General features: G+C 63.3%; 21 protein-coding genes. 12 read left to right on the top strand and 9 right to left on the bottom strand.

Annotated elements, in window-relative coordinates; all coding sequences use genetic code 11:
• From ubiB to serA, 7 genes are all read right to left on the bottom strand, one after another.
• Entirely contained in the window at positions 1-1,566 is a 1,566-nt protein-coding gene (ubiB, locus tag H7F36_RS10460; RefSeq protein ID WP_187054605.1) for a ubiquinone biosynthesis regulatory protein kinase UbiB, read from the bottom strand.
• Positions 1,563-2,147, bottom strand: coding sequence for an SCP2 domain-containing protein (locus H7F36_RS10455; protein WP_187054604.1), 585 nt, complete (start codon positions 2,145-2,147; stop codon positions 1,563-1,565). Before H7F36_RS10455 ends, ubiB begins: the two co-directional genes overlap by 4 nt.
• Before the next feature lie 58 nt (positions 2,148-2,205).
• On the bottom strand, positions 2,206-3,267 hold the full coding sequence (locus H7F36_RS10450; RefSeq protein ID WP_187054603.1) for a Tim44 domain-containing protein: 1,062 nt from the start codon (positions 3,265-3,267) through the stop codon (positions 2,206-2,208).
• Positions 3,268-3,298: 31 nt separating this feature from the next.
• On the bottom strand, positions 3,299-4,030 hold the full coding sequence (gene ubiE, locus H7F36_RS10445; protein WP_187054602.1) for a bifunctional demethylmenaquinone methyltransferase/2-methoxy-6-polyprenyl-1,4-benzoquinol methylase UbiE: 732 nt from the start codon (positions 4,028-4,030) through the stop codon (positions 3,299-3,301).
• A gap of 90 nt (positions 4,031-4,120) precedes the next feature.
• Positions 4,121-4,534 (bottom strand): gamma-butyrobetaine hydroxylase-like domain-containing protein, encoded by a 414-nt coding sequence (locus tag H7F36_RS10440; protein WP_187054601.1) that lies wholly within the window; start codon positions 4,532-4,534, stop codon positions 4,121-4,123.
• A gap of 143 nt (positions 4,535-4,677) precedes the next feature.
• On the bottom strand, positions 4,678-8,595 hold the full coding sequence (locus H7F36_RS10435; protein WP_187054600.1) for a DUF3683 domain-containing protein: 3,918 nt from the start codon (positions 8,593-8,595) through the stop codon (positions 4,678-4,680).
• Positions 8,596-8,776: 181 nt separating this feature from the next.
• A complete protein-coding gene (gene serA, locus H7F36_RS10430; protein WP_187054599.1) occupies positions 8,777-10,006 on the bottom strand; it encodes a phosphoglycerate dehydrogenase in 1,230 nt (409 codons plus the stop codon).
• 179 nt (positions 10,007-10,185) lie between these two features.
• Here serA and ugpB point away from each other — a divergent pair, with 179 nt between their 5' ends.
• The 6 genes from ugpB to H7F36_RS10400 all read left to right on the top strand — a co-directional run bounded on the left by ugpB (position 10,186) and on the right by H7F36_RS10400 (position 17,583).
• Positions 10,186-11,496 carry a sn-glycerol-3-phosphate ABC transporter substrate-binding protein UgpB gene (gene ugpB, locus H7F36_RS10425; RefSeq protein ID WP_187054598.1) on the top strand — a complete coding sequence of 437 codons (1,311 nt, stop codon included), beginning with the start codon at positions 10,186-10,188 and terminating at the stop codon, positions 11,494-11,496.
• Positions 11,497-11,615: 119 nt separating this feature from the next.
• Positions 11,616-12,497, top strand: coding sequence for a sn-glycerol-3-phosphate ABC transporter permease UgpA (gene ugpA, locus H7F36_RS10420; protein WP_187054597.1), 882 nt, complete (start codon positions 11,616-11,618; stop codon positions 12,495-12,497).
• 1 nt (position 12,498) lies between these two features.
• Positions 12,499-13,350, top strand: coding sequence for a sn-glycerol-3-phosphate ABC transporter permease UgpE (ugpE, locus tag H7F36_RS10415; RefSeq protein WP_187054596.1), 852 nt, complete (start codon positions 12,499-12,501; stop codon positions 13,348-13,350).
• A 12-nt stretch (positions 13,351-13,362) separates the two neighbouring features.
• Positions 13,363-14,370, top strand: coding sequence for a sn-glycerol-3-phosphate ABC transporter ATP-binding protein UgpC (gene ugpC, locus H7F36_RS10410; RefSeq protein WP_187054595.1), 1,008 nt, complete (start codon positions 13,363-13,365; stop codon positions 14,368-14,370).
• The gene (gene ugpQ, locus H7F36_RS10405) at positions 14,367-15,104 is read left to right on the top strand and encodes a glycerophosphodiester phosphodiesterase (RefSeq protein WP_187054594.1); all 738 of its coding nucleotides are present in this window, start codon (positions 14,367-14,369) and stop codon (positions 15,102-15,104) included. Before ugpC ends, ugpQ begins: the two co-directional genes overlap by 4 nt.
• A 52-nt stretch (positions 15,105-15,156) precedes the next feature.
• Positions 15,157-17,583, top strand: a complete 2,427-nt coding sequence (locus H7F36_RS10400; protein ID WP_187054593.1) for a DUF3772 domain-containing protein — start codon at positions 15,157-15,159, stop codon at positions 17,581-17,583.
• Between the two features lie 14 nt (positions 17,584-17,597).
• Here the strand turns inward: H7F36_RS10400 and H7F36_RS10395 are convergent, their stop codons facing one another.
• A complete protein-coding gene (locus H7F36_RS10395) occupies positions 17,598-17,876 on the bottom strand; it encodes a hypothetical protein (protein WP_187054592.1) in 279 nt (92 codons plus the stop codon).
• A 106-nt stretch (positions 17,877-17,982) separates the two neighbouring features.
• On the opposite strand from H7F36_RS10395, the gene hemA reads away from it, so the two are divergent.
• The 5 genes from hemA (at position 17,983) to H7F36_RS10370 (ending at position 22,149) form a co-directional block, all read left to right on the top strand.
• Entirely contained in the window at positions 17,983-19,257 is a 1,275-nt protein-coding gene (hemA, locus tag H7F36_RS10390) for a glutamyl-tRNA reductase (RefSeq protein WP_187054591.1), read from the top strand.
• Positions 19,258-19,372: 115 nt separating this feature from the next.
• A complete protein-coding gene (gene prfA / locus H7F36_RS10385; RefSeq protein WP_187054590.1) occupies positions 19,373-20,461 on the top strand; it encodes a peptide chain release factor 1 in 1,089 nt (362 codons plus the stop codon).
• Positions 20,458-21,285, top strand: a complete 828-nt coding sequence (prmC, locus tag H7F36_RS10380) for a peptide chain release factor N(5)-glutamine methyltransferase (RefSeq protein WP_187054589.1) — start codon at positions 20,458-20,460, stop codon at positions 21,283-21,285. The genes prfA and prmC overlap by 4 nt, the downstream gene beginning before the upstream one ends.
• A 34-nt stretch (positions 21,286-21,319) precedes the next feature.
• A complete protein-coding gene (gene grxD, locus H7F36_RS10375) occupies positions 21,320-21,646 on the top strand; it encodes a Grx4 family monothiol glutaredoxin (protein WP_187054588.1) in 327 nt (108 codons plus the stop codon).
• Positions 21,643-22,149, top strand: coding sequence for a cupin domain-containing protein (locus H7F36_RS10370; protein WP_187054587.1), 507 nt, complete (start codon positions 21,643-21,645; stop codon positions 22,147-22,149). The genes grxD and H7F36_RS10370 overlap by 4 nt, the downstream gene beginning before the upstream one ends.
• 33 nt (positions 22,150-22,182) lie before the next feature.
• Here H7F36_RS10370 and H7F36_RS10365 read toward each other — a convergent pair whose 3' ends face one another.
• On the bottom strand, positions 22,183-22,473 hold the full coding sequence (locus H7F36_RS10365) for a hypothetical protein (protein ID WP_187054586.1): 291 nt from the start codon (positions 22,471-22,473) through the stop codon (positions 22,183-22,185).
• Positions 22,474-22,494: 21 nt separating this feature from the next.
• Here H7F36_RS10365 and H7F36_RS10360 point away from each other — a divergent pair, with 21 nt between their 5' ends.
• Complete coding sequence (locus H7F36_RS10360) at positions 22,495-23,784, top strand: hemolysin family protein (protein WP_187054585.1); 1,290 nt, start codon at positions 22,495-22,497, stop codon at positions 23,782-23,784.
• Positions 23,785-23,797 lie beyond the last annotated feature (13 nt).

The following is a 23,797-nucleotide window of genomic DNA, read 5'->3' as shown; positions in this document are numbered from 1 at the left end:
CTAGAAAATCCGTACCCGCAGCAACAACTGCATGGCGAGCAGACCCAATACAAAACCCATGCCACCGTAGACGATCGCCTGCAAAAGCTTGTTGGTGCGCTTCTGCGCTGCCAGCAATTCCATCAGCTCGCGACGATGGTCGGCCGGGCGATTTTCCAGGTAGTCGTGCAAAAGCCGCGGCAGCTGCGGCAACAGCTTCGCGTAGCGCGGCGCCTCGGCTTTGAGCTGCTCCAAGAGCTTGCGCGGGCCGATCTGGTCGACCATCCATTTTTCGAGGAAGGGCTTGGCCGTCGCCCAAAGATCCAGTTCCGGGTCCAGCTGTCGCCCCAGCCCCTCGATGTTGAGCAGCGTCTTTTGCAGCAGCACCAGTTGCGGCTGAATCTCCACGTGGAAGCGGCGTGAGGTCTGAAACAGCCGCATCAGCACCATGCCGAGCGAGATCTCGCGCAACGGCCGATCGAAGTACGGCTCGCACACGGTACGGATCGCGCCTTCGAGTTCGTCGATGCGTGTGCCCTCGGGCACCCAGCCACTTTCCAGATGCAACTCCGCCACCCGCTTGTAGTCGCGCCGGAAGAACGCGACGAAGTTCTGCGCCAAGTACTCCTTGTCGGATTCGGTCAGCGTGCCGATGATCCCGAAGTCCAGCGAGATGTAGCGTCCGAAGGTCGCCGGCTCCAGACTGACCTGGATGTTGCCCGGGTGCATGTCGGCATGGAAAAAGCCGTCGCGAAACACCTGCGTGAAAAAGATGGTCACGCCGTCGCGCGCCAGCTTGGGAATGTCGACACCGGCCGCCCGGATTCGGTCGAGTTGTGCGATCGGCACGCCGGTCATGCGCTCCATCACGATGACTTCCGGGTGGCAGAAATCCCAGAACATTTCCGGGATCATCACCAGCTCCAGTTTGACCATGTTGCGACGCAACTGGGCGGCGTTGGCCGCCTCGCGCACGAGGTCTAGCTCGTCGTGCAAGTACTTGTCGAACTCACCGATGACTTCACGGGGCTTCAGCCGCTTGCCGTCGGCCGACAGGCTCTCCAGCCAGCCAGCCATCATGGCCATCAGCGCCAGGTCCTTTTCGATAATGCCGCGCATGTTGGGCCGCAGCACCTTGACCGCGACATCGCGCAACGTGCCGTCGCGCAGTAGCACCTTGCCGAAGTGCACCTGCGCGATCGACGCGCTGGCGACCGGCGTCTCGTCGAACTGCACGAAGACTTCGCTCACCCGCCGCCGGAACGCCCGCTCGATGGTCGCAATCGCGATCGACGAAGCAAACGGCGGCACGCGGTCCTGCAGGAAGGCCAGCTCGTCGGCGATGTCTGGCGGCAGCAGGTCGCGCCGGGTCGACAGCACCTGCCCGAACTTCACGAAGATCGGCCCGAGACGCTCGAGTGCCTCGCGCAAGCGCTGACCGCGAGGTGCATCGAGGTTGCGGCCGACCGAAATCATGCGCGCGAGCACGCCCAGCCAAGGCTTCTTGAAGCTCGTCAGCACTATCTCGTCGAGGCCGTAGCGCAGTGCCACCCAGACGATAAAGATGCCCCGATAGAAACGACTCATGCGGTGCCTGCGGGCCCGACGCTGCTCGCGTCGGCGCCCGGGGCTGCGCCGGTGGCGGCGCGGCGGTCACCAACGAACTTGCGCAAGGCCTGGACCCCGCGGCGCGCCGCATTGCTCACAGCGTGTGCCGGTACGTCGCCGATCACGCGCGCCAGGTCGTCTTCGACATCCCAGCGCACATGGTCGACCAGCCAGTTGACTTCTGCCGCCAGTTGCACGTCGCCGACGATTTGCACCGGCGGCTTATCGCCGCTCAAGGTGGTACGGGCGAGGTCGAAAGGCGATGCCTCGGTCAGTGTGAGCGTGAGGTCGGGCACGGCGCCTTCGGAAGCCAAGTCGAGCAGGCCGGCCGGCGTCGCGACCAAGGCCATCTTGACAAAGCGCCACCGAAACTGCACCACTTTGCCCTGCTGCCGCAACACCCGCTGCTGCGCTTCGGGCTCTTGTTGCAGGACGTGGTTGAGGAACAGAACGGCGCGGTGTTGCACCTCGTGGACGGCCCACGGCGGCGGCTGCAATCTACTTCCGACGCGGTTGAGCAGATCATTCAGAAAAGCGAATGGGGACGACGGTTTGACCATGTCCCCATTATTGCGTGAGCGGGCGACTCGAGTGAGCCGCCAGCGCGTAGGCCGTCGGCTATTGCAGGGCTTGCACGCCAGCCACGAGCCAGCCGCTGGTACCGCCGGTCGGCTTGGTCATGTTCCAAACTTCACGGAACGGGCTTGGCCCGGAAGAAGCGTCTTCGCGGATCATTCCAGAGAACTCGACACTGGCCAAGTAGACGTCGGGCATTTCTTCGATGCCGAGCAGCTTGGCGTCGAGCGCGACCACGTCGGTCTTGTTCGATGCGCCACCGGTGTGGCCGGCGCGATCGGCCAACTGGGTGCGAATTTCTTCGACCATGTCGTCCGTCATCATCGAGCGCAGCATGGAAACGTCGGCACGATCCCAGGCATCTTGCAGGGTCACGAAGTTGCGCTTGGCCGCGATGAGAAAGCCGTCGACATCGAAGCCGGACGGGATTCCCCACGACTGAGACCCGCCCAGTGCTGAACCGATCATGCTGCCGCCAGCTGCACCGGCTGCCGCACCAGCGGCAGACAAGCTGCTGCCACCAAGCCCGGACGAAGCCGGCGTCGCATCGAAAGCGGCGGGCGCAGGACGCTCCCAAGGCCGCGCCGACGCGTCGTTGCCGACATTGCCGGGGCTGTACTGCGCAGGGGCGCTGACGTTGGCCGGGTTGCCTGCCCCTTCGAAAGCCAAGCCGCCCTGCCGGTTACCGCCAGCCGATGCGCCGTTGCGCGAGCGGGCTGCGAACATGCGCCATGCGACCACGGCTGCCAGCACGAGTAGGCCGATCATCAGGATGTTGCCGAAGCCGGCGCCGAGACCGAGCGAGTGTGCGAGCCACGCCAGACCGAGACCGGCGGCAAGGCCACCGAGCATGGCGCCCCAAGGGCGCTTGGGTGCCGCGGCGGCGGGCGTGGGCGTGGCCGGACGCGGAGCCGTCGGGCTGGCGTTCTGCGCCGGCGCCGCGGGCGAGCCTGGCGTCGTAGCCGGCACGGTCGCCTGACGCTGCGTCACGTTGCCCGACTGGCGACCGAAAGACTTGCCGCCGCCGCCAAGTCGAGCCGCGTCGGCCTGCACGCTGCCCAGCACCAGAGCGCCTGCAACCAAAACCGTCCATACCTTGTTCATATCGTCTCCTCTTCGGCGAGAAATCGCCTTTTCAACATTTGATTCCAACATGCAAGGCAACCACGCCACCAGTCATGTTGTGATAGTCCACGTGCCCGAAACCGCCCTCTTTCATGAGGGTCTTGAGGTCGTCTTGGTCGGGATGCATCCGGATCGATTCGGCAAGGTAGCGATAGCTCGCGTCGTCGCCCGCCACCAGCTTGCCGAGGGCCGGCAACACCTTGAACGAATACCAGTCGTAGGCTTTGGCGAGCGGCTTGGCAACCTTCGAAAACTCCAGCACCAGCAGCTTGCCGCGCGGCTTCAGCACGCGGTTCATTTCCTTCAGTGCCACGTCTTTGTGAGTCATGTTGCGGAGGCCGAACGCCACGGCCACGACGTCGAAATGGTTGTCGGCAAACGGGAGCTTTTCTGCATCGCACACCATCGTCGGCAATGCGACACCGGCATCGAGCAGGCGGTCGCGGCCAGTGCGCAGCATGGCTTCGTTGATGTCGGTATGTACCACTTCGCCGGTGACGCCCACCTTCTTGGCAAACGCGAGTGCGAGGTCGCCGGTGCCACCCGCGATGTCGAGCACTTTGGAGCCTTCACCGACGTTGGCGACCATCACGGTGTAGGCTTTCCAGGCGCGATGGAGGCCGCCCGACATGAGGTCGTTCATGAGGTCGTAGCGTGTCGCGACCGAATCGAAAACGCCGCGCACGCGACTGGCTTTCGCTTTCTCGTCGACCTTCTCGTAGCCGAAATGGGTGGTACTCATGCGCCCGATGTTAGGGCGGAAGCATTGACATCAAGACGACGACCCCGCAAAGCCAATGGCTACTGCATCAGTGACTCTGCTCCCAGCGCGTCAATGACTGCCGCAGGCGTGGCCGCCCTTGCCGGGCATCGGTGCGTCGCGATCGACCCCCGCAGAGGCAAGGCGACGCTCGTACTCAGCCCATAAGTCGTCCTGCCTAGCGCCCAGTTCGTACAGCAAGTCCCACGAGTAGATGCCGGACTCGTGCCCATCGCTGAACACCGGCTTGACCGCGTAGTTGCCTACCGATTCGAGTTCGACCAGCGTCACCTCGCGCTTGCCCGTTTGCAGGATCTCCTGACCCGGCCCGTGACCTTGCACTTCCGCCGACGGCGAATAGATGCGCATCAGCTCGAACGGAATCCGGAAGCTCGCTCCATCCGAGAAACCGACCTCCAGCACGCGCGATTGGCCATGTACGGTGATCGATTGTGGCGTCGGTGCGCCCAGTTTCAAGCCTGCCATGTTTGCCCTCAATTGTGCGACCAGGCCGCACAGGATTCGTTAAAGAAACACCGTGGAACCGGCTTCGCCGGGCCGCCGGTGTTGCCCCCGGCAGGGGGCCGGCGGAGCGACACGAAGTGCGCGAGCGTGGGGGCGAGCTTCATCTATACGAGTACGCGCTCGATGCCGCCATGGTTGGCCGCGGCCACGTAGTTCGGCAGCCAGTCTGCGCCGAGGATCAGATTGGCCATTTCGACCACGATGTAGTCTGCTTCGAGCAAGCCGTTGTTCAGGTCGTTGCCATAGCGGCTAAGGCCTTGGAGGCAGCTCGGGCAGCTGGTCAATATCTTGACGTTGCCTTGTGCCGCGACAGTGCCGGTCGCCCGCAAGTCGGTCTCGCCTTTTTTCAGTTCTTCTTCCTTTCGAAAGCGGATCTGAGTGGAGATGTCGGGCCGCGTGACACCGAGCGTGCCCGATTCACCACAGCAGCGATCGTTCTTCAGCACGTTGTCTCCAGCTGCGTTGCCGACCAGCGCTCTCACGGTCTTCATCGGGTCCTGCAGTTTCATCGGGCTGTGGCAGGGGTCGTGGTACAGGTAGCCGCCTGCCGCGCCATCTTTGGCACCGTTCATTGCGCCATTGACCGCACCCGCCAGCGTGATGCCTTTTTCGAGCAGGTACTCGTGGATGTCGATGATCCGGCAGCCCGGAAAGATCTTGTCGAACTGGTAGCCCTGCAGCTGGTCATAGCAGGTGCCGCAGCTCACCACCACTGTCTTGATGTCGAGGTAGTTGAGCGTGTTGGCCACACGGTGGAAGAGCACCCGGTTGTCGGTGATCATCTTCTCGGCCTTGTCGAACTGGCCGCTGCCGCGCTGCGGATAGCCGCAACACAGGTAACCCGGCGGCAGCACTGTTTGCACACCGGCATGCCACAGCATCGCCTGCGTTGCGAGCCCGACTTGCGAGAACAATCGCTCCGATCCGCACCCCGGAAAGTAGAAGACGGCCTCGGTTTCCGACGTCGTCGTCTTCGGGTCGCGAATGATCGGCACGTAGTCCGCATCCTCGATGTCGAGCAGCGCCCGCGCGGTCTTCTTCGGCAGGCCGCCCGGCATCTTCTTGTTGATGAAGTGGACGATCTGTTCCTTGATCGGTGCCGGGCCTAGCGTCGATGGCGGCGCGGCGGTCTGCTTCTTCGCGACGCGGCGCAACAGGTCGTTTGCCAGACGCTGCGCCCTGAAGCCGATACCGACGATGCCGACGCGCATCGCCTTGATGGTCTGCGGATTGGTCGCGTTCAGAAAGAGCATCGCCGCTGCGTTGCCGGGCCGGAAGCTCTTCTGCCCCATCTTGCGCAGCAGATTGCGCATGTTCATCGAGACCTCGCCGAAGTCGATGTTGACCGGGCACGGCGACAGGCACTTATGGCAAACCGTGCAGTGGTCGGCCACGTCTTCGAACTCTTCCCAATGCTTCAGGCTGATGCCGCGCCGCGTCTGCTCTTCGTACAGAAAGGCCTCGACCAGCAGCGAGGTCGCGAGGATCTTGTTGCGCGGCGAATAGAGCAGGTTGGCGCGTGGCACATGGGTCGCGCAGACCGGCTTGCACTTGCCGCAGCGCAGGCAATCCTTGACCGAATCGGCAATGGCGCCGATGTCGCTCTGCTGCATGATCAACGACTCATGGCCCATGAGACCGAAGCTCGGCGTGTAGGCGTTGGTAAGGTCCGCGTGGAGCGCGCTCTGCGCTGTCACGCGCAACAGCTTGCCCCTGTTGAACCGCCCTTCCGGATCGACACGCATCTTGTAGTCGGTGAACGGCTGCAGTTCCTCATCGGTCAGGAATTCCAGCTTGGTGATGCCGATGCCATGCTCACCCGAGATCACGCCGTCCAGTTCCCGCGCCAGTTTCATGATGCGCACCACCGCGGCGTGCGCGGTCTGCAGCATGTCGTAGTTGTCGCTGTTGACGGGGATGTTGGTGTGTACGTTGCCGTCGCCGGCATGCATGTGCAGGGCGATCCACACGCGGCCCTTGAGCACGCGCTGGTGAATGGCGTTGCACTCGTCGAGGATCGGCTGAAACTCCGCGCCGGTGAAGATGCTTTGCAGCGGCAGACGGATCTGCGTCTTCCAGCTGGCGCGCAACGAATGGTCCTGCAACTGTGGGAAGAGCGCATCGACGCTTTGGAGCCAACCGGCCCACAGCGCGCGCACTTCTCGAAGCAGATCGATTGCCTGGCCCACACGGTCTTCGAGCAGTTCAGCCGAAGGTATGTCGTTGGCATCGTCTGTCTTGCCGAGCGGCAGACTACCGCGCGTAAAAAACGCTTCCAGCGCATCCGCGAATGCGATCTTGTTCTGCAGCGACAGCTCGATATTGATGCGCTCGATGCCGTCGGTGTACTCGGCCATGCGCGGCAGCGGAATCACCACGTCTTCGTTGATCTTGAAAGCGTTGGTGTGCTTGCTGATGGCGGCCGTGCGCTTGCGGTCGAGCCAGAACTTCTTGCGCGCTTCCGGACTGATGGCGATGAAACCTTCGCCGTTGCGCGAGTTGGCGATGCGCACCACTTCCGAGGTGGCGCGCGCCACGTCGTCGGCGTCGTCACCCGCGATGTCGCCGAACAAGACCATCTTCGGTAGGCCACCGTGCTTCTTCGATTTGGTGGCGTAGCCGACCGCCTTCAGGTAGCGATCGTCCAGATGCTCCAAGCCGGCCAGCAGCACGCCGCTGCGCTTTTGCTCGGCGAACATGAAGTCCTTGATCTCGACGATGCTGGGCACCGCGTCCTTGGCGTTGCCGAAAAACTCCAGACACACGGTGCGCGTGTGCACCGGCATCTTGTGCACGATCCAGCGGCAGCTGGTGATCAGCCCGTCGCAGCCCTCTTTCTGGATGCCCGGCAGGCCCGACAAAAACTTGTCGGTCACGTCCTTACCGAGGCCTTCCTTGCGGAAGGTCTTGCCCGGGATCGTCAGGCGCTCGCTGCGCAATTTCGTCGTGCCATCGGCCGCGAAATACTGCAGGTCGAACACTGCGTTGTCAGCATCGTGAATCTTGCCGAGGTTGTGGCCGACGCGTGTGACTTCGAGCCACTCGGCCTGTGGCGTCACCATGCGCCAGGAAGCCAGGTTGTCGAGCGCGGTGCCCCACAGCACGGCCTTCTTGCCGCCCGCGTTCATCGCGACATTACCGCCGACGCAAGAGGCTTCGGCCGAAGTCGGATCGACCGCAAAGACGTAGCCCGCGCGCTCGGCCGCATCGGCGACGCGCTGCGTCACCACGCCGGCTTCGGTCCAGACCGTCGGCACCGACGCAGCTAGGCCGGGCAACGCCATCAGCTCGACCTCGGTCATGGCTTCGAGCTTTTCGGTGTTGATCACCGCGCTGTTCCAGGTCAGCGGAATCGCGCCGCCGGTGTAGCCGGTGCCGCCGCCGCGCGGGATGATGGTCAGGCCCAAGTCGATGCAGCCCTTGACCATGCCCGCCATCTCGGCCTCGGTGTCCGGGCACAGCACAACGAACGGATATTCGACTCGCCAATCGGTCGCGTCGGTCACGTGCGATACGCGGGAAAGTCCGTCGAACTTGATGTTGTCTTTGGCTGTCAGTCGGCGCAGCACGCGGGTGGCTTTCCGACGCAAGGCGGCGACATCGCGGAACATGGCGTCGAACGCTACGATGGCGTAACTCACCAACGCGGTGAGTTCGCCGACCAACGCGTCTCGCTCGGCATCGGCATCAGGAGTGCGGCGCTTGCCGACCTCGGTCAGCCGGTGGTTCAACGCATCGACCAACTGACCGCGACGGCGCGGGTTGTCGAGCAGATCGTCCACCAGATACGGATTGCGCTGCACGACCCAGATGTCGCCGAGCACTTCGTAGAGCATGCGAGCCGAGCGGCCGGTACGGCGCTCCGAGCGCAAGTTCTGCAGCAACTCCCAACCGCGTTCGCCCAGCAGGCGAATCACGATCTCGCGATCGGAGAAGCTGGTGTAGTTGTACGGGATCTCACGCAATCGTGCGGGCTCTGCGGCCTGCGACAACAACGCAGTCAAAGCGGTCGGTGCATTCATCGGGGAAAGTGGGCCTCGGTCGGGCGCTGCGCACCCTCTTGCCGGGATTGTGATTTTAGGTCAGCGGTGGTGTTGACTGCTCTTCGCGTCCGGTGTTTGCGCGGACCCCGCTTTCCGAGGGGAGCAGCAGCGGAGCTTCCCCGCTTAAACCTTCGACAAATACGCTCCCCGCCAACGACAACTAAAACAACACCCGGCTTCGAATCGTCCCAGGCACCTGCGCCAACTTCTCCAACGCCAGATCCGAAGAAGCCGCATCGATGTCCGTCACCACGTACCCGACCTTTTCATTTGTCTGCAGAAACTGCGACGCGATGTTGATGTGGTTGTCAGAAAAGATCCTGTTGATCTCCGACAGAACGCCCGGCACGTTGTGATGGATGTGCAGCAGACGATGCTTGCCCGGATGCGCCGGCAGCGCCACTTCCGGAAAGTTCACCGACGAAACCGAGGTGCCGTTGTCGCTGTACTTGACCAGCTTTTCAGCCACCTCACCGCCGATGTTGGCCTGCGCCTCCATCGTCGAGCCGCCCACGTGTGGCGTCAAAATCACGTTGTCCAGACCTCGCAGCGGCGACTGGAATTCTTCGTTGTTGCTGCCAGGTTCGACCGGGAACACATCGATGGCCGCGCCCCAGAGTTTCTGGCTCTTGATGCCCTCGGCCAGCGCATCGATATCGACCACCGTGCCACGCGCCGCGTTGATCAGAATGCCGCCCGGCTTCATCGCGGCGATCTCGGCTGGCCCGATCATCCATTTCGTCGACGGCAACTCCGGGACATGCAGGCTCACAATATCGCTCTGCGCCAGCAGGTCGTGCAGTTGCGGGATCTGACGCGCATTGCCCAGCGGCAACTTGCTCACGACGTCATAGAACGTGACGTGCATGCCCAGCCCTTCGGCCAGTACCGACAACTGCGTGCCGATCGACCCATAACCGACGATGCCGAGCGTCTTGCCGCGAATTTCATGCGAGTTGGCGGCGGACTTCATCCACCCGCCGCGATGCACCAGCGCGTTTTTGGCGGGGATGCCGCGCAGCAAAAGAATGGCTTCAGCCAGTACCAGCTCAGCCACCGAGCGAGTGTTGGAGTACGGCGCGTTGAACACCGCCACGCCGCGCTCGCGGGCAGCATTCAAATCGACCTGATTGGTGCCGATGCAAAAGCACCCCACCGCCACCAGCTTGGGCGCCGCCGACAGCACGTCGGCGGTGAGCTTGCTCTGCGACCGAATCCCCAAAAAATGAACATCGGCCAGCTTGGCTTTCAGCTCTTCGCCCTGCAGTGCCTTGGGCAGCGTTTCGATCTGCGTGTAGCCAGCGCCGCGGATCACTTCGAGCGCTGAAGGATGGATGCCCTCCAGCAGAAGAAACTTGATTTTGCTTTTGTCGAGAGAGGTCTTGCTCATACCCAAAGGCTAGCATGGTGCATCGCAGCAAGCGACGCCCCTATCTGGATAGCGGCGCTTCAAAAAGGGTTTCCCCGGCTGGTTGGCACGAGTCTTCCATGCGACAAATGGCGACGCGGAACCGTCACAAAGATGACCTAGCATCCGCCCCTTTATTTTCCCAATTTTCAGGAGTCTTCATGCGATTCAAGACGCTCGCCGTGGTTTCGGCGTTGGCCGCGACGCTGTTCCACACGGCGCAGGCCCAGACCGAGATCCAGTGGTGGCATTCGATGACCGCCGTCAACAACGAGTGGGTCAACGACCTGGCAAAGCAGTTCAACGAGAGCCAGAAGGAATACAAGATCGTCCCGACCTTCAAGGGCGAATATTCGGAGTCGATGACTGCCGCCATCGCAGCGTTTCGCGCGGGCAACGCGCCCGACATCCTGCAAGTGTTCGAAGTGGGCACCGCCACCATGATGGCCAGCAAGGGCGCCGTGATTCCAGTCGGCAAGGTCATGAAGGACGCGGGCGAAAAGTTCGATCCGAGCGGCTACGTGCCCGCGGTGGCTGGCTATTACACGGCACCGAACGGCCAGATGTTGAGCTTCCCCTTCAATAGCTCGACGACGATCTTCTACTGGAACAAGGACGCCTTCAAGGCCGCTGGCCTGCCGACCGACAAGGCACCGTCGACCTGGCCGGAAGTGGTCGCTGCCGCCGCCAAGCTCAAGGCCAGCGGTCACAAGTGCCCGTTCACCACAGCGTGGCAGAACTGGACGCAGCTCGAGAGCTTCTCGGCCTGGCACAACGTCGAGTTCGCGACCAAGAGCAACGGACTGCAGGGCCTGGACGCACGCCTGAAGGTCAACTCGCCGCTGCACCAGCGCCACATCGAGAACCTGGCCAACATGGCCAAGCAGGGCTTGTTTATCTACAAGGGCCGCAGCAGCGTGCCGCAAGCCTCGTTCACTTCAGGTGAATGCGCCATGATCCAGACGTCTTCCGGCTTCTACGGCGACGTCGCCAAGAACGCCAAGTTTGCCTATGGCCTGGCCCCACTGCCCTTTTACCCGGACGTTCCCGGCGCGCCGCAGAACACCGTGATCGGCGGCGCCAGCCTTTGGGTCATGTCGGGCAAGACGCCTGAAAAGTACAAAGGCATCGCTAAATTCTTCACTTTCCTGTCGCAGCCCGAAGTGCAGTCGGCCAGCCACAAGCGCACGGGCTATCTGCCCATCACGACGGCGGCCTACAAACTGACCGAGGAGTCGGGCTTCTACAAGGAAAAGCCGGGCACCGATGTCGCAGTGACCCAGATGATCCGCAAGGTGACCGACAAAAGCCGCGGCGTGCGGCTGGGCAACTACCTGCAGATTCGCACCATCGAGGACGAAGAACTCGAACAGGTCTGGAACGGCAAGAAGACGGCCAAGGAAGCGCTCGACGAAATCGTCAAGCGCGGCGACGAGCAACTGGAGCGTTTCCAGAAGGCAAACAAGAGCTAACCCTCGCGGTCGCCCTCGCCGGGCCCGCGTCCGGCGCCGTGCCCGGCTCCGGCTAATATCGCCCGCCCCGCCGGTCCTGCTGCAAGGACGGTCGGGCGGGATTTTCACGTAAGGACCCCATGGAAAAACGCGTCGTCTTTCGATCCGGCTGGCTGCCCTGGCTGTTGATCCTCCCGCAGGCGGTCGTCATCCTGGTGTTCTTCTTCTGGCCGGCCGCCCAAGCCGTTTTTCAGTCGTTGCAGCAACAGGATGCGTTCGGCACCTCGATCGAATTCGTAGGCTTCGACAACTTCAGGCAATTGATCGCCGACCCGAGCTATGCGGCGTCTTTCAAGACGACGGCTTTCTTCTCGGTACTGGTCGCCAGCATCGGCATTTCACTGGCACTCATGCTGGCCGTCTTCGCCGATCGCATCGTGCGTGGCGGCATGTTCTACAAGACGATGCTCATCCTGCCGTACGCGGTCGCACCATCGGTGGCCGCAGTGCTGTGGGTCTTCATGTTTTCGCCCTCGCTCGGCGTGGTGTCGTATGCGCTGGGCAAGTTCGGTATCGACTGGAACCATCTGCTCAATTCGGGCCAGGCCATGGCATTGATCGTGATGGCGGCCATCTGGAAGCAGCTGTCGTACAACTTTCTGTTTTTCCTGGCAGGCCTGCAGTCGATCCCGAAATCGTTGATCGAAGCCGCGGCCATCGACGGAGCCAAACCTTGGCGCCGCTTCTGGACGGTGCAGTTCCCCTTGCTGACGCCAACCACCTTCTTCCTGCTGGTCATCAACGTGGTCTATGCGTTTTTCGACACCTTTGCGATCGTCGATGCGGCCACGCACGGCGGTCCGGGCCAGGACACTTCGATCCTGGTCTACAAGGTCTATCACGATGGCTTCAAGGCGATGGACCTGGGTGGCTCGGCTGCGCAGTCCGTCGTGCTGATGGTGATCGTGGTGGCGTTGACGGTGGTGCAGTTCCGCTACATCGAAAAGAAAGTGAACTACTGACATGGTCGAAAAACGCGGAACCCACGGCATCCTGGCGCACGTCGTCATGATTCTCGGCGTGCTGGTCGTCGCCTTCCCTCTGTATCTTGCCTTCGTCGCATCGACGCATACGGCACAGGAAATCGTTCAGGCCCCCATGCCGCTGCTGCCCGGAAGCCATATGTGGGAGAGCTACAAGGCCGCGCTCTTCGGCCGCGAAACCAGCAATGGATCGAACGCGCCGGTGGCCCACATGATGTGGGTCAGCTTCGTGACCGCGATGGTCATCTCGATCGGCAAGATCAGCATTTCCTTGCTGTCGGCCTTTGCCATCGTGTATTTCAGGTTCCGCTTCAGGAAGATCGTGTTCTGGATGATCTTCGTGACGCTGATGCTGCCGGTCGAGGTGCGCATCCTGCCCACCTACCAGGTGCTGTCGAACCTGCACATGCTCAATACCTACGCCGGCCTCACGGTCCCGCTGATCGCATCGGCCACCGCGACCTTCCTGTTTCGGCAATTCTTCATGACGGTGCCGGACGAGCTCACCGAAGCCTCCCGCATGGACGGCGCGAGCCCGATGCGCTTCTTCATTGACGTGCTGCTGCCGTTGTCGAAAACCTCGATTGCGGCGCTCTTCGTGATCCAGTTCATCTACGGCTGGAATCAGTACCTCTGGCCGCTGTTGGCGACCACGGGCGAAGACATGTACCCGGTGGTGGTCGGCATCAAGCTCATGATGGCCGGCGGCGACGCGTCCAACGACTGGAACGTGGTGATGGCGACCGCGATCCTCGCGATGCTGCCGCCCGCGCTGGTCGTGGTTTTGATGCAGAAGTGGTTCGTCAAGGGCCTCGTGGACACTGAAAAATAAGACAAAGAAAATATGGCTTCTCTTTCACTACGCAACGTCATCAAGCGCTACGGCATCGGGCCGAAGGCGAATCAGGTTATCCACGGCGTGAGCGCCGAGATTGCCGACCATGAATTCATCGTCATCGTCGGGCCTTCGGGCTGCGGCAAGTCGACGCTGCTGCGCATGGTCGCGGGGCTCGAAGAAGTTTCAGCGGGCGAAATCCGCATCGGGGACCGCGTGGTCAACGACCTCGAGCCGTCGGAGCGCGACATCGCGATGGTGTTCCAGAACTACGCGCTGTATCCGCACATGAGCGTGTTCGACAACATGGCCTACGGCCTGAAAATCGCCAAGGTGCCGGTGCCGGAGATCAAGACGCGTGTCGACAAGGCCGCCAAGATTCTCGAACTCGGCAGCCTGCTCCAACGCAAGCCGCGCGAGCTTTCCGGAGGCCAGCGGCAGCGCGTGGCGATGGGTCGCGCGATCGTGCGGCAACCGCAGGTGTTCTTGTTCGACGAACCGCTTTCCAACCTCGACGCCAAGCTGCGCGCTCAAACGCGTCTCGAGATCCAGAAGCTGCACCGCGAGCTCGGCATCACATCGCTCTTCGTCACGCACGACCAGGTCGAGGCAATGACGCTGGCCCAAAGGATCATCGTGATGAACGGTGGCGTGATGGACCAGTTCGCAACACCCGAAGAGGTCTACAACCGCCCTGCCACCACCTTCGTCGCGAGCTTCATCGGTTCGCCGCCGATGAACCTGCTGCGGCATGCACCGGGCGTCAGGTCGGGTCATATTCTGGGCATCCGGCCCGAGCACATGAAGCTCGACGAAAACGGCTGGACGGTGCAGGTCGAGCAAGTCGAGCTGCTGGGCGCCGAACGGCTGGTTTACGGCCGCATCGGCGACGAGCAAATCATCATGCGCACCGACGAGGGCGACCATCCACCGGTTGCCGGCGACAGCGTGAAGATCGCGGCGCGGCAAGACAAGCTGCACTGGTTCGATGCCGGCTCCGGAAAGCGCGCAGATTGACGCCGTGGCCTTATCCGCGCTGGGTCGCTCACCGCGGTGCGGGCAAGCTGGCGCCTGAAAACACGCTGGCTGCGATCCGCGTCGGCGCCGCGCACGGCTACCGCATGTTCGAGTGCGACGCCAAGCTGAGCGCCGACGGCGTGCCCTTCCTGATGCACGACGCCGCGCTCGATCGCACCACCAGCGGTCAGGGCATCGGCGGCAAATTGCCGTGGAGCGATCTGGCGCTGCTCGATGCCGGCAGCTGGCATTCACGCGTTTTCGCCGGCGAACCGCTTGCCACGCTCGCAAGCGTCGCTCGCTTTTGCCTGGCGAACGACTACTTCCTCAACATCGAGATCAAGCCGACGCCCGGCAACGAACGCGAGACGGGCGAGGTCGTGGCCTCGCATGCCGCGCGACTCTGGCAAGACGCTGCGGTACCGCCGCTGCTGACATCGTTTCAGGTCGAAGCTCTCGAAGGTGCAGCGGCCACTCAGCCCGATCTGCCACGCGGGTTGCTCCTCGACCACTTGAGCGAAGGCTGGCTCGACACCGCACGTCGCCTCGGCTGCGTTGCCATCGTCTGCGACCACGCGTTGTGGGACGCGGCGACGGTGGCCGAAGCCAGGGCGGCCGGCATGCGCACCCTGAGCTACACCGTGAACGACGACTGTGCCGTGCAGCGTCTGCTGACGCTGGGCACCGACGGCATCATCACCGACCGCATCGACCTCTTCAGTCCGGCATCGTGACCGGAGCGAGCCCATGGGGCCGCCGGATGGGCGTCGCGGTGTAATAGGCTCGATGATCAGCACCAAGACCTGGATCTCGCACCTGCCGGCGCTCCTGCTCGCCGTTGTGCTGTGCGCTGCGGCCCATGCGCAGGACAACAGCGCTTCCGCTGCGGCAGCCGTCCCCGAACCGAGCGTGGCCGAACTGCGAGCCCAGCTCGACCGGCTGCCCGCCGCGCTGGACAGCGCGAAAGACGTTGGCGCAAGGCTGACGCAGATCAACGACATCGGCCAACAGGGCGAGGCTTTCGTGGCATCGCATGCCGGCCAGCTCGCTGACATCAACGCGCGGCTGGGCGAGCTCGGCAACGCGCCGGCTGCGGGCGCGACCGAAGACCCCGACATCACGCGCCAACGTGCTGCGCTCACCAAGGAGCGCAACGGGCTCGACGCCGATATCCGGCTTGCGCGGCTGCTTATCATCGACTCGCAGCAGCGCGGCAGCGACTTGCTGGCGCAGCGTCGTTCGCTGTTCGAGGCGCAGCTCACCGAGCGCGCCGCCTCGCCGCTCGGAAGCGATTTCTGGAACGACCTGCACGATGCATGGCCCGACGACACGGCGCGCATCGGCAAACTGATCGAAGCGGTCAAAGGTGGCATTGCCGTGGCGAGCCAGCCACCGCACCGCGATGCGGTGGTCGCGGTGCTGCTGGCGGCGTTGCTGATCGCCACACTCGGCAATTGGGCCGCCGAGAAAGGCCTGGCACGACTTGCGGCGCGCATTCTGCCGGTAGGCCGACTGCGACGCTCCCTGCTGGTGATCGCCATCGTGACCACCAACGTGCTGCTTGTCGCCATCGCCGGGCACTGGGCGTTCTACATGCTCGATCAGCGCGACTTGTGGCCGCAACAATCGCGCACGGCGGTGCGGGGCGTCGTGCAGTCGTTGATCTTCCTCGCGTTCGTGATTGGTCTCGGGCGAGCGCTGTTGTCGGCCGGCCGACCTTCGTGGCGGCTGCCGCCGATGTCCGAAGCCGCTGCGGCAAGGCTCGCCCCGCTTCCCTGGTTCGTTGCGGTAGTGGCTGCGCTGGTCTGGGCACCGGCGCGCATCAATGCGCTGGTCGACGCGAGCTTCGCGGCGGTGGTTGCCACGCACGTGCTCACAGCGCTCGGGCTCACCGCGTTGACCGCCATCGTGCTGCATCGCGTCAAGCCACTGAGCGCCGAAGCCGACCCAGACACCGGCAAGCCTGCCGAACGTCCGATGTGGGTCGGTTTGCTGCTCGCCGCCATCGCCGTGTTGACGGTCGCGATATGGGTGCTGGTCGCGCTTGGGTATGTGGCGCTGGCGAGCTTTCTGGCCACGCAGCTGACATGGGCCGGCATCGTGGCGATGGCCTTCTACGTGCTGTTCAAGTTCGTCGACGACCTGTTCATGGCGGTCGTCGCATCGAAGAGCAGCTTCGGTCAACGGCTGCAGAAGGCCTTCGACCTGCAGCCGCAAACGCTCGACCAAGCCGCGGTCGTGCTTTCCGGGCTGGGCCGCGTCGCCCTCTTCTTCTACATGCTGGTGTCGCTCATCACCCCACTGGGCACGAGCCCCGCCGAGGTGTTTCAGCGCAGCGGCACTTACGGCAACGGACTGAAGGTCGGTGAGTTCCAGCTGGTGCCGGGCGCCATCGTGAGCGCGATCACCGCGTTGCTCATCGGCTTTATCTTGCTGCGCGTGTTCAAGCGCTGGCTCGAAAACAGCTACCTGCCGGAGACCAGCCTCGAAGTCGGCATGCGCAGTTCGCTCACGACGCTGCTTGGCTACGTCGGGACGATCGTGGTGATCGCGTTTGCCTTGTCTGCGCTCGGCATCGGTGTGAATCGCATCGCCTGGGTCGCGAGCGCGCTGTCGGTCGGCATCGGCTTTGGGCTGCAGGCCATCGTGCAGAACTTTATTTCCGGCTTGATCCTGCTGGCGGAGCGGCCGGTCAAAGTAGGTGATTGGGTGGTGCTGGGCACGGCCGAAGGAGATGTGAAGCGAATCAACGTGCGTGCCACCGAAATCCAGCTGGGCGACCGGTCGACCTTGATCGTGCCCAACTCGGAATTCATCACCAAGACCGTCCGCAACATGACGCTGGCGAATGCAGAGGGCCGTGTCTTGATTCGTTTGCCGATGCCGTTGACCACCGATGCGCACCGGGCGCGCGATGTGATGCTGTCGGCCTGCAGTGCGCATCCGGGCGTGCTGCCGACCCCGGAACCATCGCTCATGCTGGATGGCATCGAAGGCGGGTTTTTGATCTTCCAGCTGATCGCCTATGTGCAGAACCCGAGGTTGGCGGGTGGTGTGCGGAGCGACCTGCTCTTCACGATCCTCGACGAGCTAAACAAGGCGCAATTGCCGCTGGCGGCCTATGCCGCTGCGCCAATGCCAGTCGCGCCGCCCGCCTCTGCATCGCAACCTGCCGAAGTTCCAGGCCCGGACCCGGGACCGCGCCCTGCGTGACCTGCCCGTTCCTTCTATCGCCGTGCACCGCCGGCCAGCAGCCATTGCCCGGTACCGCAGACGATCACCAAGGCGCCATAGGTCCACATCATGCCGTCATGGCCGTAGAGGACCAGACCGGCAACCATCACCGCAGTACCCGCCAGGAAATTGATGCCTGTCTGCGTCCAGAACCCTGGCGCTCCTGCTCGTCGTCTCATCAAAAAACGGGTTGCCAACGCCAGCACCAGCGCGATGAAAAAGGCCGGCGCTACGAGGTTGAGCAGGGAGTCGAGCAGTTGAAATGGAGACACGGCGGGGATCAAAAAAAAGCGGGGCGGCGTAGGCTAAACCGCTGATAGTCTCGGCCACATGGAGACCGCCCGCCCTGGGGCGCTATAAATTTTATAATTGTCAGCTATGTCAGTCTGGGCTCTCGGCTTGAACCACACGACCGCGCCGCTCGACCTGCGCGGTCGTTTCGCGTTCGCGATCGACCAGTTGGCCCCGACGTTGCAGAGCCTGCGCAGTTCTTTCCCCGCTGGTCGCCATCCCCAAATCGAAGCCGCGATCCTTTCGACCTGCAATCGCACCGAGATTTATTGCGCCGCAGCAGACGACATCGCGCTCGACCACACGATGGGCTGGTTGGCCCAGAGCGGCGGCGTGGCCCCTGCCCTGCTTCGCTCGCATGCCTACACCCTGCACAACGACGATGTTGCGCGTCACGCGTTCCGCGTCGCCAGCGGGCTCGATTCGATGGTGCTTGGCGAGGCGCAGATCCTCGGCCAGATGAAAGACGCGGTGCGCGCCGCCGAAACGGCCGGTGCGCTGGGCAGCACGCTCAACCAATTGTTTCAGCGCTCGTTCGCGGTCGCGAAAGAAGTCCGCACTGCCACCGAGATCGGTGCGCATTCGATCAGCATGGCGGCGGCGGCGGTGCGCCTCGCCGGCCAATTGTTCGAAGACCTGAAACAGACTCGGATACTGTTCGTCGGCGCCGGCGAAATGATCGATCTGGCGGTGACGCACTTCGCGGCGAAGGAGCCCAAGTCGATCACCATCGCCAATCGCACTCAGGCGCGCGGCGAAGTGCTGGCCGCGCGCTTCGGCGCCGAATCCATGCGCCTGGCCGATTTGCCGGGTCGACTCGCAGAGTTCGACATCGTGGTGAGTTGCACTGCGAGCACGTTGCCACTGATTGGCCTCGGCGCGGTCGAGCGGGCGCTCAAGGCACGCAAGCACCGGCCGATGTTCATGGTGGATCTGGCCGTACCACGCGACATCGAGCCCGAAGTGAAGGCGCTCGAAGACGTGTACCTTTACACAGTGGACGATCTGGCGCAGGTGGTGCAGCAGGGCCAGGCCAACCGCCAGGCCGCGGTGGCGCAAGCCGAAGTCATCATCGACGCCGGCGTCCAGAGCTTCATGCAGTGGCTGGACCAGCGCGGTACGGTGCCGCTCATTCAACAGCTCAACGCTCAGAGCGATGAATGGCGTGCAACGGAGATGGCACGTGCCCGCAAGATGCTGGCCAAGGGCGAGCCGGTCGAGGCGGTACTCGAAGCCATGGCGCGCGGGCTGACGCAGAAGATGTTGCACGGCGCAATGACCGAGCTTCACGCCGGCGACGTCGCAGCGCGCGAGCAAACCGCGCAGACCATCTCGCGCCTGTTCCTGCGCAAAGAGCGTTAGCGACGCTGGCCGGTGGGCCGATGGCCCGTTCAGCGGTGTGCGCATTTGTCGAGTGCAGCCGCTTCAGTCGCCAATGGCGGCGTCCCCTTTTCCTATTGCCTTTGGTCTTTCCACCTTGAAATCATTCCTGCGCCATCAACTCGAGCGTTATGCGTTACGCCTGGAAGAGCTCGACTTCCTGCTGTCGCGCGAAGACATCATGAGCGACATGGCGCAGTACCGCACCATCTCGCGCGAGCATGCCGAGGTCACGCAAATCGCCGGCCGCTATGCGCGCTATGTGCGGCGGGAGTCCGACATTGCGGGCGCACGCGGGATGCTCGCGGACCCGGAAATGGTCGACATGGCGCGCGACGAAATCGCAGGCGCCGAAGCCGATTTGGCTCAGCTCGAAGAAGAGCTGCAGCGCCTCCTGCTACCCAAGGACCCGGACGACTCGCGCAACGCGTTCGTCGAAATCCGCGCCGGCACCGGTGGCGACGAATCGGCACTCTTCGCGGCCGACCTGCTTCGCATGTACACGCGCTACGCCGAGCGCATGGGCTGGCGCTGCGAGATCGTCAGCGAAAGCCAGAGCGAACTGGGTGGCTACAAGGAAGTCGTGGTCCGCGTAATCGGCACCGATGTGTTTGGCCAGTTGCGCTTCGAGTCGGGCGGCCACCGGGTGCAGCGGGTGCCGACGACCGAGACGCAAGGCCGCATCCACACCAGCGCCTGCACGGTCGCGGTGTTGGCCGAGCCAGACGAACAGGAGGCCATCAAGATCAACCCGGCCGACCTGCGCATCGACACCTACCGTGCCAGCGGCGCGGGCGGCCAGCACATCAACAAGACCGATTCGGCGGTGCGCATCACGCACCTTCCGACCGGCATCGTCGCCGAGTGCCAGGACGGTCGCAGCCAGCACGGCAACAAGGCCCAGGCCATGAAAGTGCTGACCGCCCGCATCCATGAAAAGGACCGCAGCGAGCGCGCGGCCAAGGACGCGGCCGAGCGCAAGGGCCTGATCGGCACCGGCGACCGCAGCGATCGCATTCGCACCTACAACTTCCCGCAGGGGCGACTCACCGACCACCGCATCAACCTGACGCTCTACAAGCTGCTGGCGATCATGGAAGGCGACCTGGGCGACGTGCTGGCCGCGTTGCAAGCCGCACGCGAAGCCGAGCAGTTGGCCGAACTCGAATCGAGCCTGCCGGCATGACGATCGCGCAGGCATTGGTTGCGGCGCTGGCACTCGGCATCGACCGGCTCGATGCGCAGCTGCTCTTGCTCCATGCGATCGGACGCCCGCTGCACGACCGGGCCTGGTTACTGGCGCACGACACCGACGAACTTTCCGAATCGACGTGGCCGGCCTTCGCACGGCAGGTAGAGCGACGTGCGACCGGCGAGCCTCTGGCCTACCTCGTCGGCGAGAAGGAATTCCACGGGCTTACCTTGAAGATCGATGCCCGCGTATTGGTTCCACGGCCCGACACTGAAACGCTGGTCGATTGGGCGCTGGAGCGGCTCGACGCGTTGGCGTCACCCACCGTGCTCGACCTCGGCACCGGCAGCGGTGCTATCGCCCTGGCGCTGGCTCACGCACGGCCCGATGCTTTGGTGCGTGCGATCGATGCCAGCGCCGATGCATTGGCAGTGGCCGCAGCGAATGCCACGCGGCTGCGCTTGACGGTGCAATTCACTCTGGCCGACTGGCTGGATGGCGCCGCGGTCAGTTACGACGTCATCGTCTCGAACCCGCCCTACATCGCGGCCGATGACCGCCACCTTGCCGCTCTGCGGCATGAGCCCATTGCCGCCCTGGCCGCCGGCGCGGACGGCCTCGACGATCTGCGCCGCATCGTGCGCGCCGCGCCGCCGCACCTGTCCGAAGGTGGATGGCTGCTGCTCGAACACGGCCACGATCAAGCCGCCGCCGTACGGGCCTTGCTGGCCGAGCGCGGCTTTGCCGAAGTGCAAAGCCGGAATGACCTCGCCGGCATCGCGCGTTGCTCCGGCGGGGTTTGGCGCACGGTGAAATAATCCCATCAATTCGTATTCCATAAAGGAGCTCCCCATGTCCGACGCCCAGCAACGCATCGACGACCTCGTCAAGACCAACGAAATCGTGCTCTTCATGAAGGGCAACGCCAGCTTTCCGATGTGCGGCTTTTCCGGCCGAGCCATCCAGATCCTGAAGGCCGTGGGCGTCGACACCAAGTCGCTCAAGACCGTCAACGTGCTCGACGACCCGGAAGTCCGTCAGGGCATCAAGGAATACAGCAACTGGCCGACCATTCCGCAGCTCTACATCAAGGGCGAATTCGTCGGCGGCTCTGACATCCTGATGGAGATGTACGAGTCGGGTGAGCTGCAACAGGCGTTGAACGGCAGCGCGGCTTGAGTCACGAACACGAAGGCGACGGCCGCGTGCATCCGCACGGCGAGCCGGCCTGGAAGCACGATGGCGTGCGCGTCGTCAAGGCAGGTCAGCTCGACGTGAACACGGCGCAAACGCCGGGCATGAACCGCGCGGCCGCCATCAACTTTGCCCGCGTCGGCGCGCAAAAGCTGTGGGCCGGCACGGTAACGATCCATGCGGACGCCAAGACCGGTGCACATCACCACGGGCACCTCGAGTCTGTGATCTACGTAATCCGAGGCAAGGCCCGCATGCGGTGGGGCGATCACCTCGAGTTCACCGCGGAAGCCGGCCCAGGTGATTTCATCTACGTGCCGCCCTACGTGCCACACCAGGAAATCAATGCGAGCGCGACAGAAGCACTCGAATGCGTGCTGTGCCGAAGCGACGGCGAGGCGGTGGCCGTCAACCTCGACATCGCACCGGTGGAAAAGCCCGAGTCTGTTCTCTGGATCGATCCGACGCACCCGCAAGGCGCGGTGTAAGCACCTCGGCAGAGCCACGGGGTTTGGGTCATTTCAGGTGTGGAATGCCGGCTTGAAGACGACATTGGTGCGGGGATGGTCAACGGGCCGAACACGTTGCAGTTCCATCCTGTCCCGAGCGAGCGCATTGTTTGCTTCCGACCAGAGGTCCAGCTTTTCTGTTTTCCCGACGTAGATCGCATTGCCGCGCGAATCGTAAAAAAAACTACGCGGGTGCCGCAGATAGTCGGCACGGCTTCCCGTGCAGCCGCTGGAAAAAGCCGCATCGGCTTCGCGCAGTAGGTCGAGGCCCGGCCCCGGGCACCGCCGTTTCGATGGCACCATGGCACTCTCCATCGACTTGCCATGACCCTGACCCAAAGCCTGCTCGCCATCGTCGTTCTGATCGCGACGAGCGCGTTCTTTTCTCTTGCTGAAATCACGCTTGCTGCATCGCGCCGCCTGCGGCTGCGGCAGATGGCCGACGAAGGCGATGCCAGGGCGGAGCAAGTGCTGAAAGTGCAGGAGCAGCCGGGCCACTATTTCACCGTGGTGCAGATCGGTCTCAACGCGGTCGCCATTTTGGGCGGCGTGGTGGGCGAAGGCGCGCTCAGCCCGTTCTTCGAAGGTTTGCTCGGCATCTGGTTCGGGCCCGATACAGCGAAGACCGGCGCATTTCTGGCCTCGTTCGTGACGATCATCGCGGTGTTCCTGGTGTTCGCCGATCTCTTCCCCAAGCGGCTCGGCATGAGCGACCCGGAACACCTCGCGGTGCGCATGGTCGGTCCGATGAGCGTGCTGATCACGACCTTCAAGCCACTCGTCTGGTTCTTCACGCGCAGCACGGATGTGCTCTTCAAACTGCTCGGCATTCCGCTGCAGCGCATCGACAAGATCACGTCGGCCGATATTCTCGCGATGACCGAAGCGGGCGCGCGGGCCGGCGTGCTTGCGGTGCGGGAGCAACAGGTGATCGCCAACGTCTTCGAGCTCGACACGCGACTGGTTCACAGCGTGATGACTTCTCGCGACCGCATTGCATGGTTTCAAAAGGACGACCCTGAATCGGTGCTGCGTGCGCGCATCGTGGCCGAACCCTTCTCCGCGTATCCGGTGTGCGACGGGGATATCGATCACGTGCTCGGCTATGTCGATGCCAAGGACATGTTCCAGCGTGTGTTGAGCGGCCAGCCGCTGGCGCTCGACCAGGGCGTGCCGCTGCACAAGGCGCTGGTTATCCCGGATCGCTTGTCGCTGACCGAAGTGCTCGAACAGTTCCAGCAGGCGCACGAAGACTTCGCGATCATCGTCAATGAATACAGCCTGGTGGTCGGCGTCATCACGCTCAACGACGTGATGAGCACGGTGATGGGCGACCTCGTCGGTGCGCAAGACGAGGAGCAGCAGATCGTCAAGCGCGACGACACCTCTTGGTTGATCGACGGCGTGACGCCGGTGCAGGATGTGATGCGTGCGCTCCACATCGATACGCTGCCGCACGCCGACGAATACGAAACGCTGGCGGGCTTTCTGATGGTGATGCTGCGCCGCGTGCCCAAGCGCACCGATTGCGTGAACTGGGGCGGCTACGCGTTCGAAGTGGTCGACGTCGACAACCACCGCGTGGACCAAGTGCTGGTCAGCAAGAAAGCCTGATCCAGGAACGCAG

Source organism: Variovorax sp. PAMC28562, from assembly GCF_014303735.1.
Classification (GTDB): domain Bacteria; phylum Pseudomonadota; class Gammaproteobacteria; order Burkholderiales; family Burkholderiaceae_C; genus Variovorax.
The sequence above is the reverse complement of the archived record's forward strand: the minus strand, read 5'-3'. Positions and strand labels throughout refer to the sequence as shown.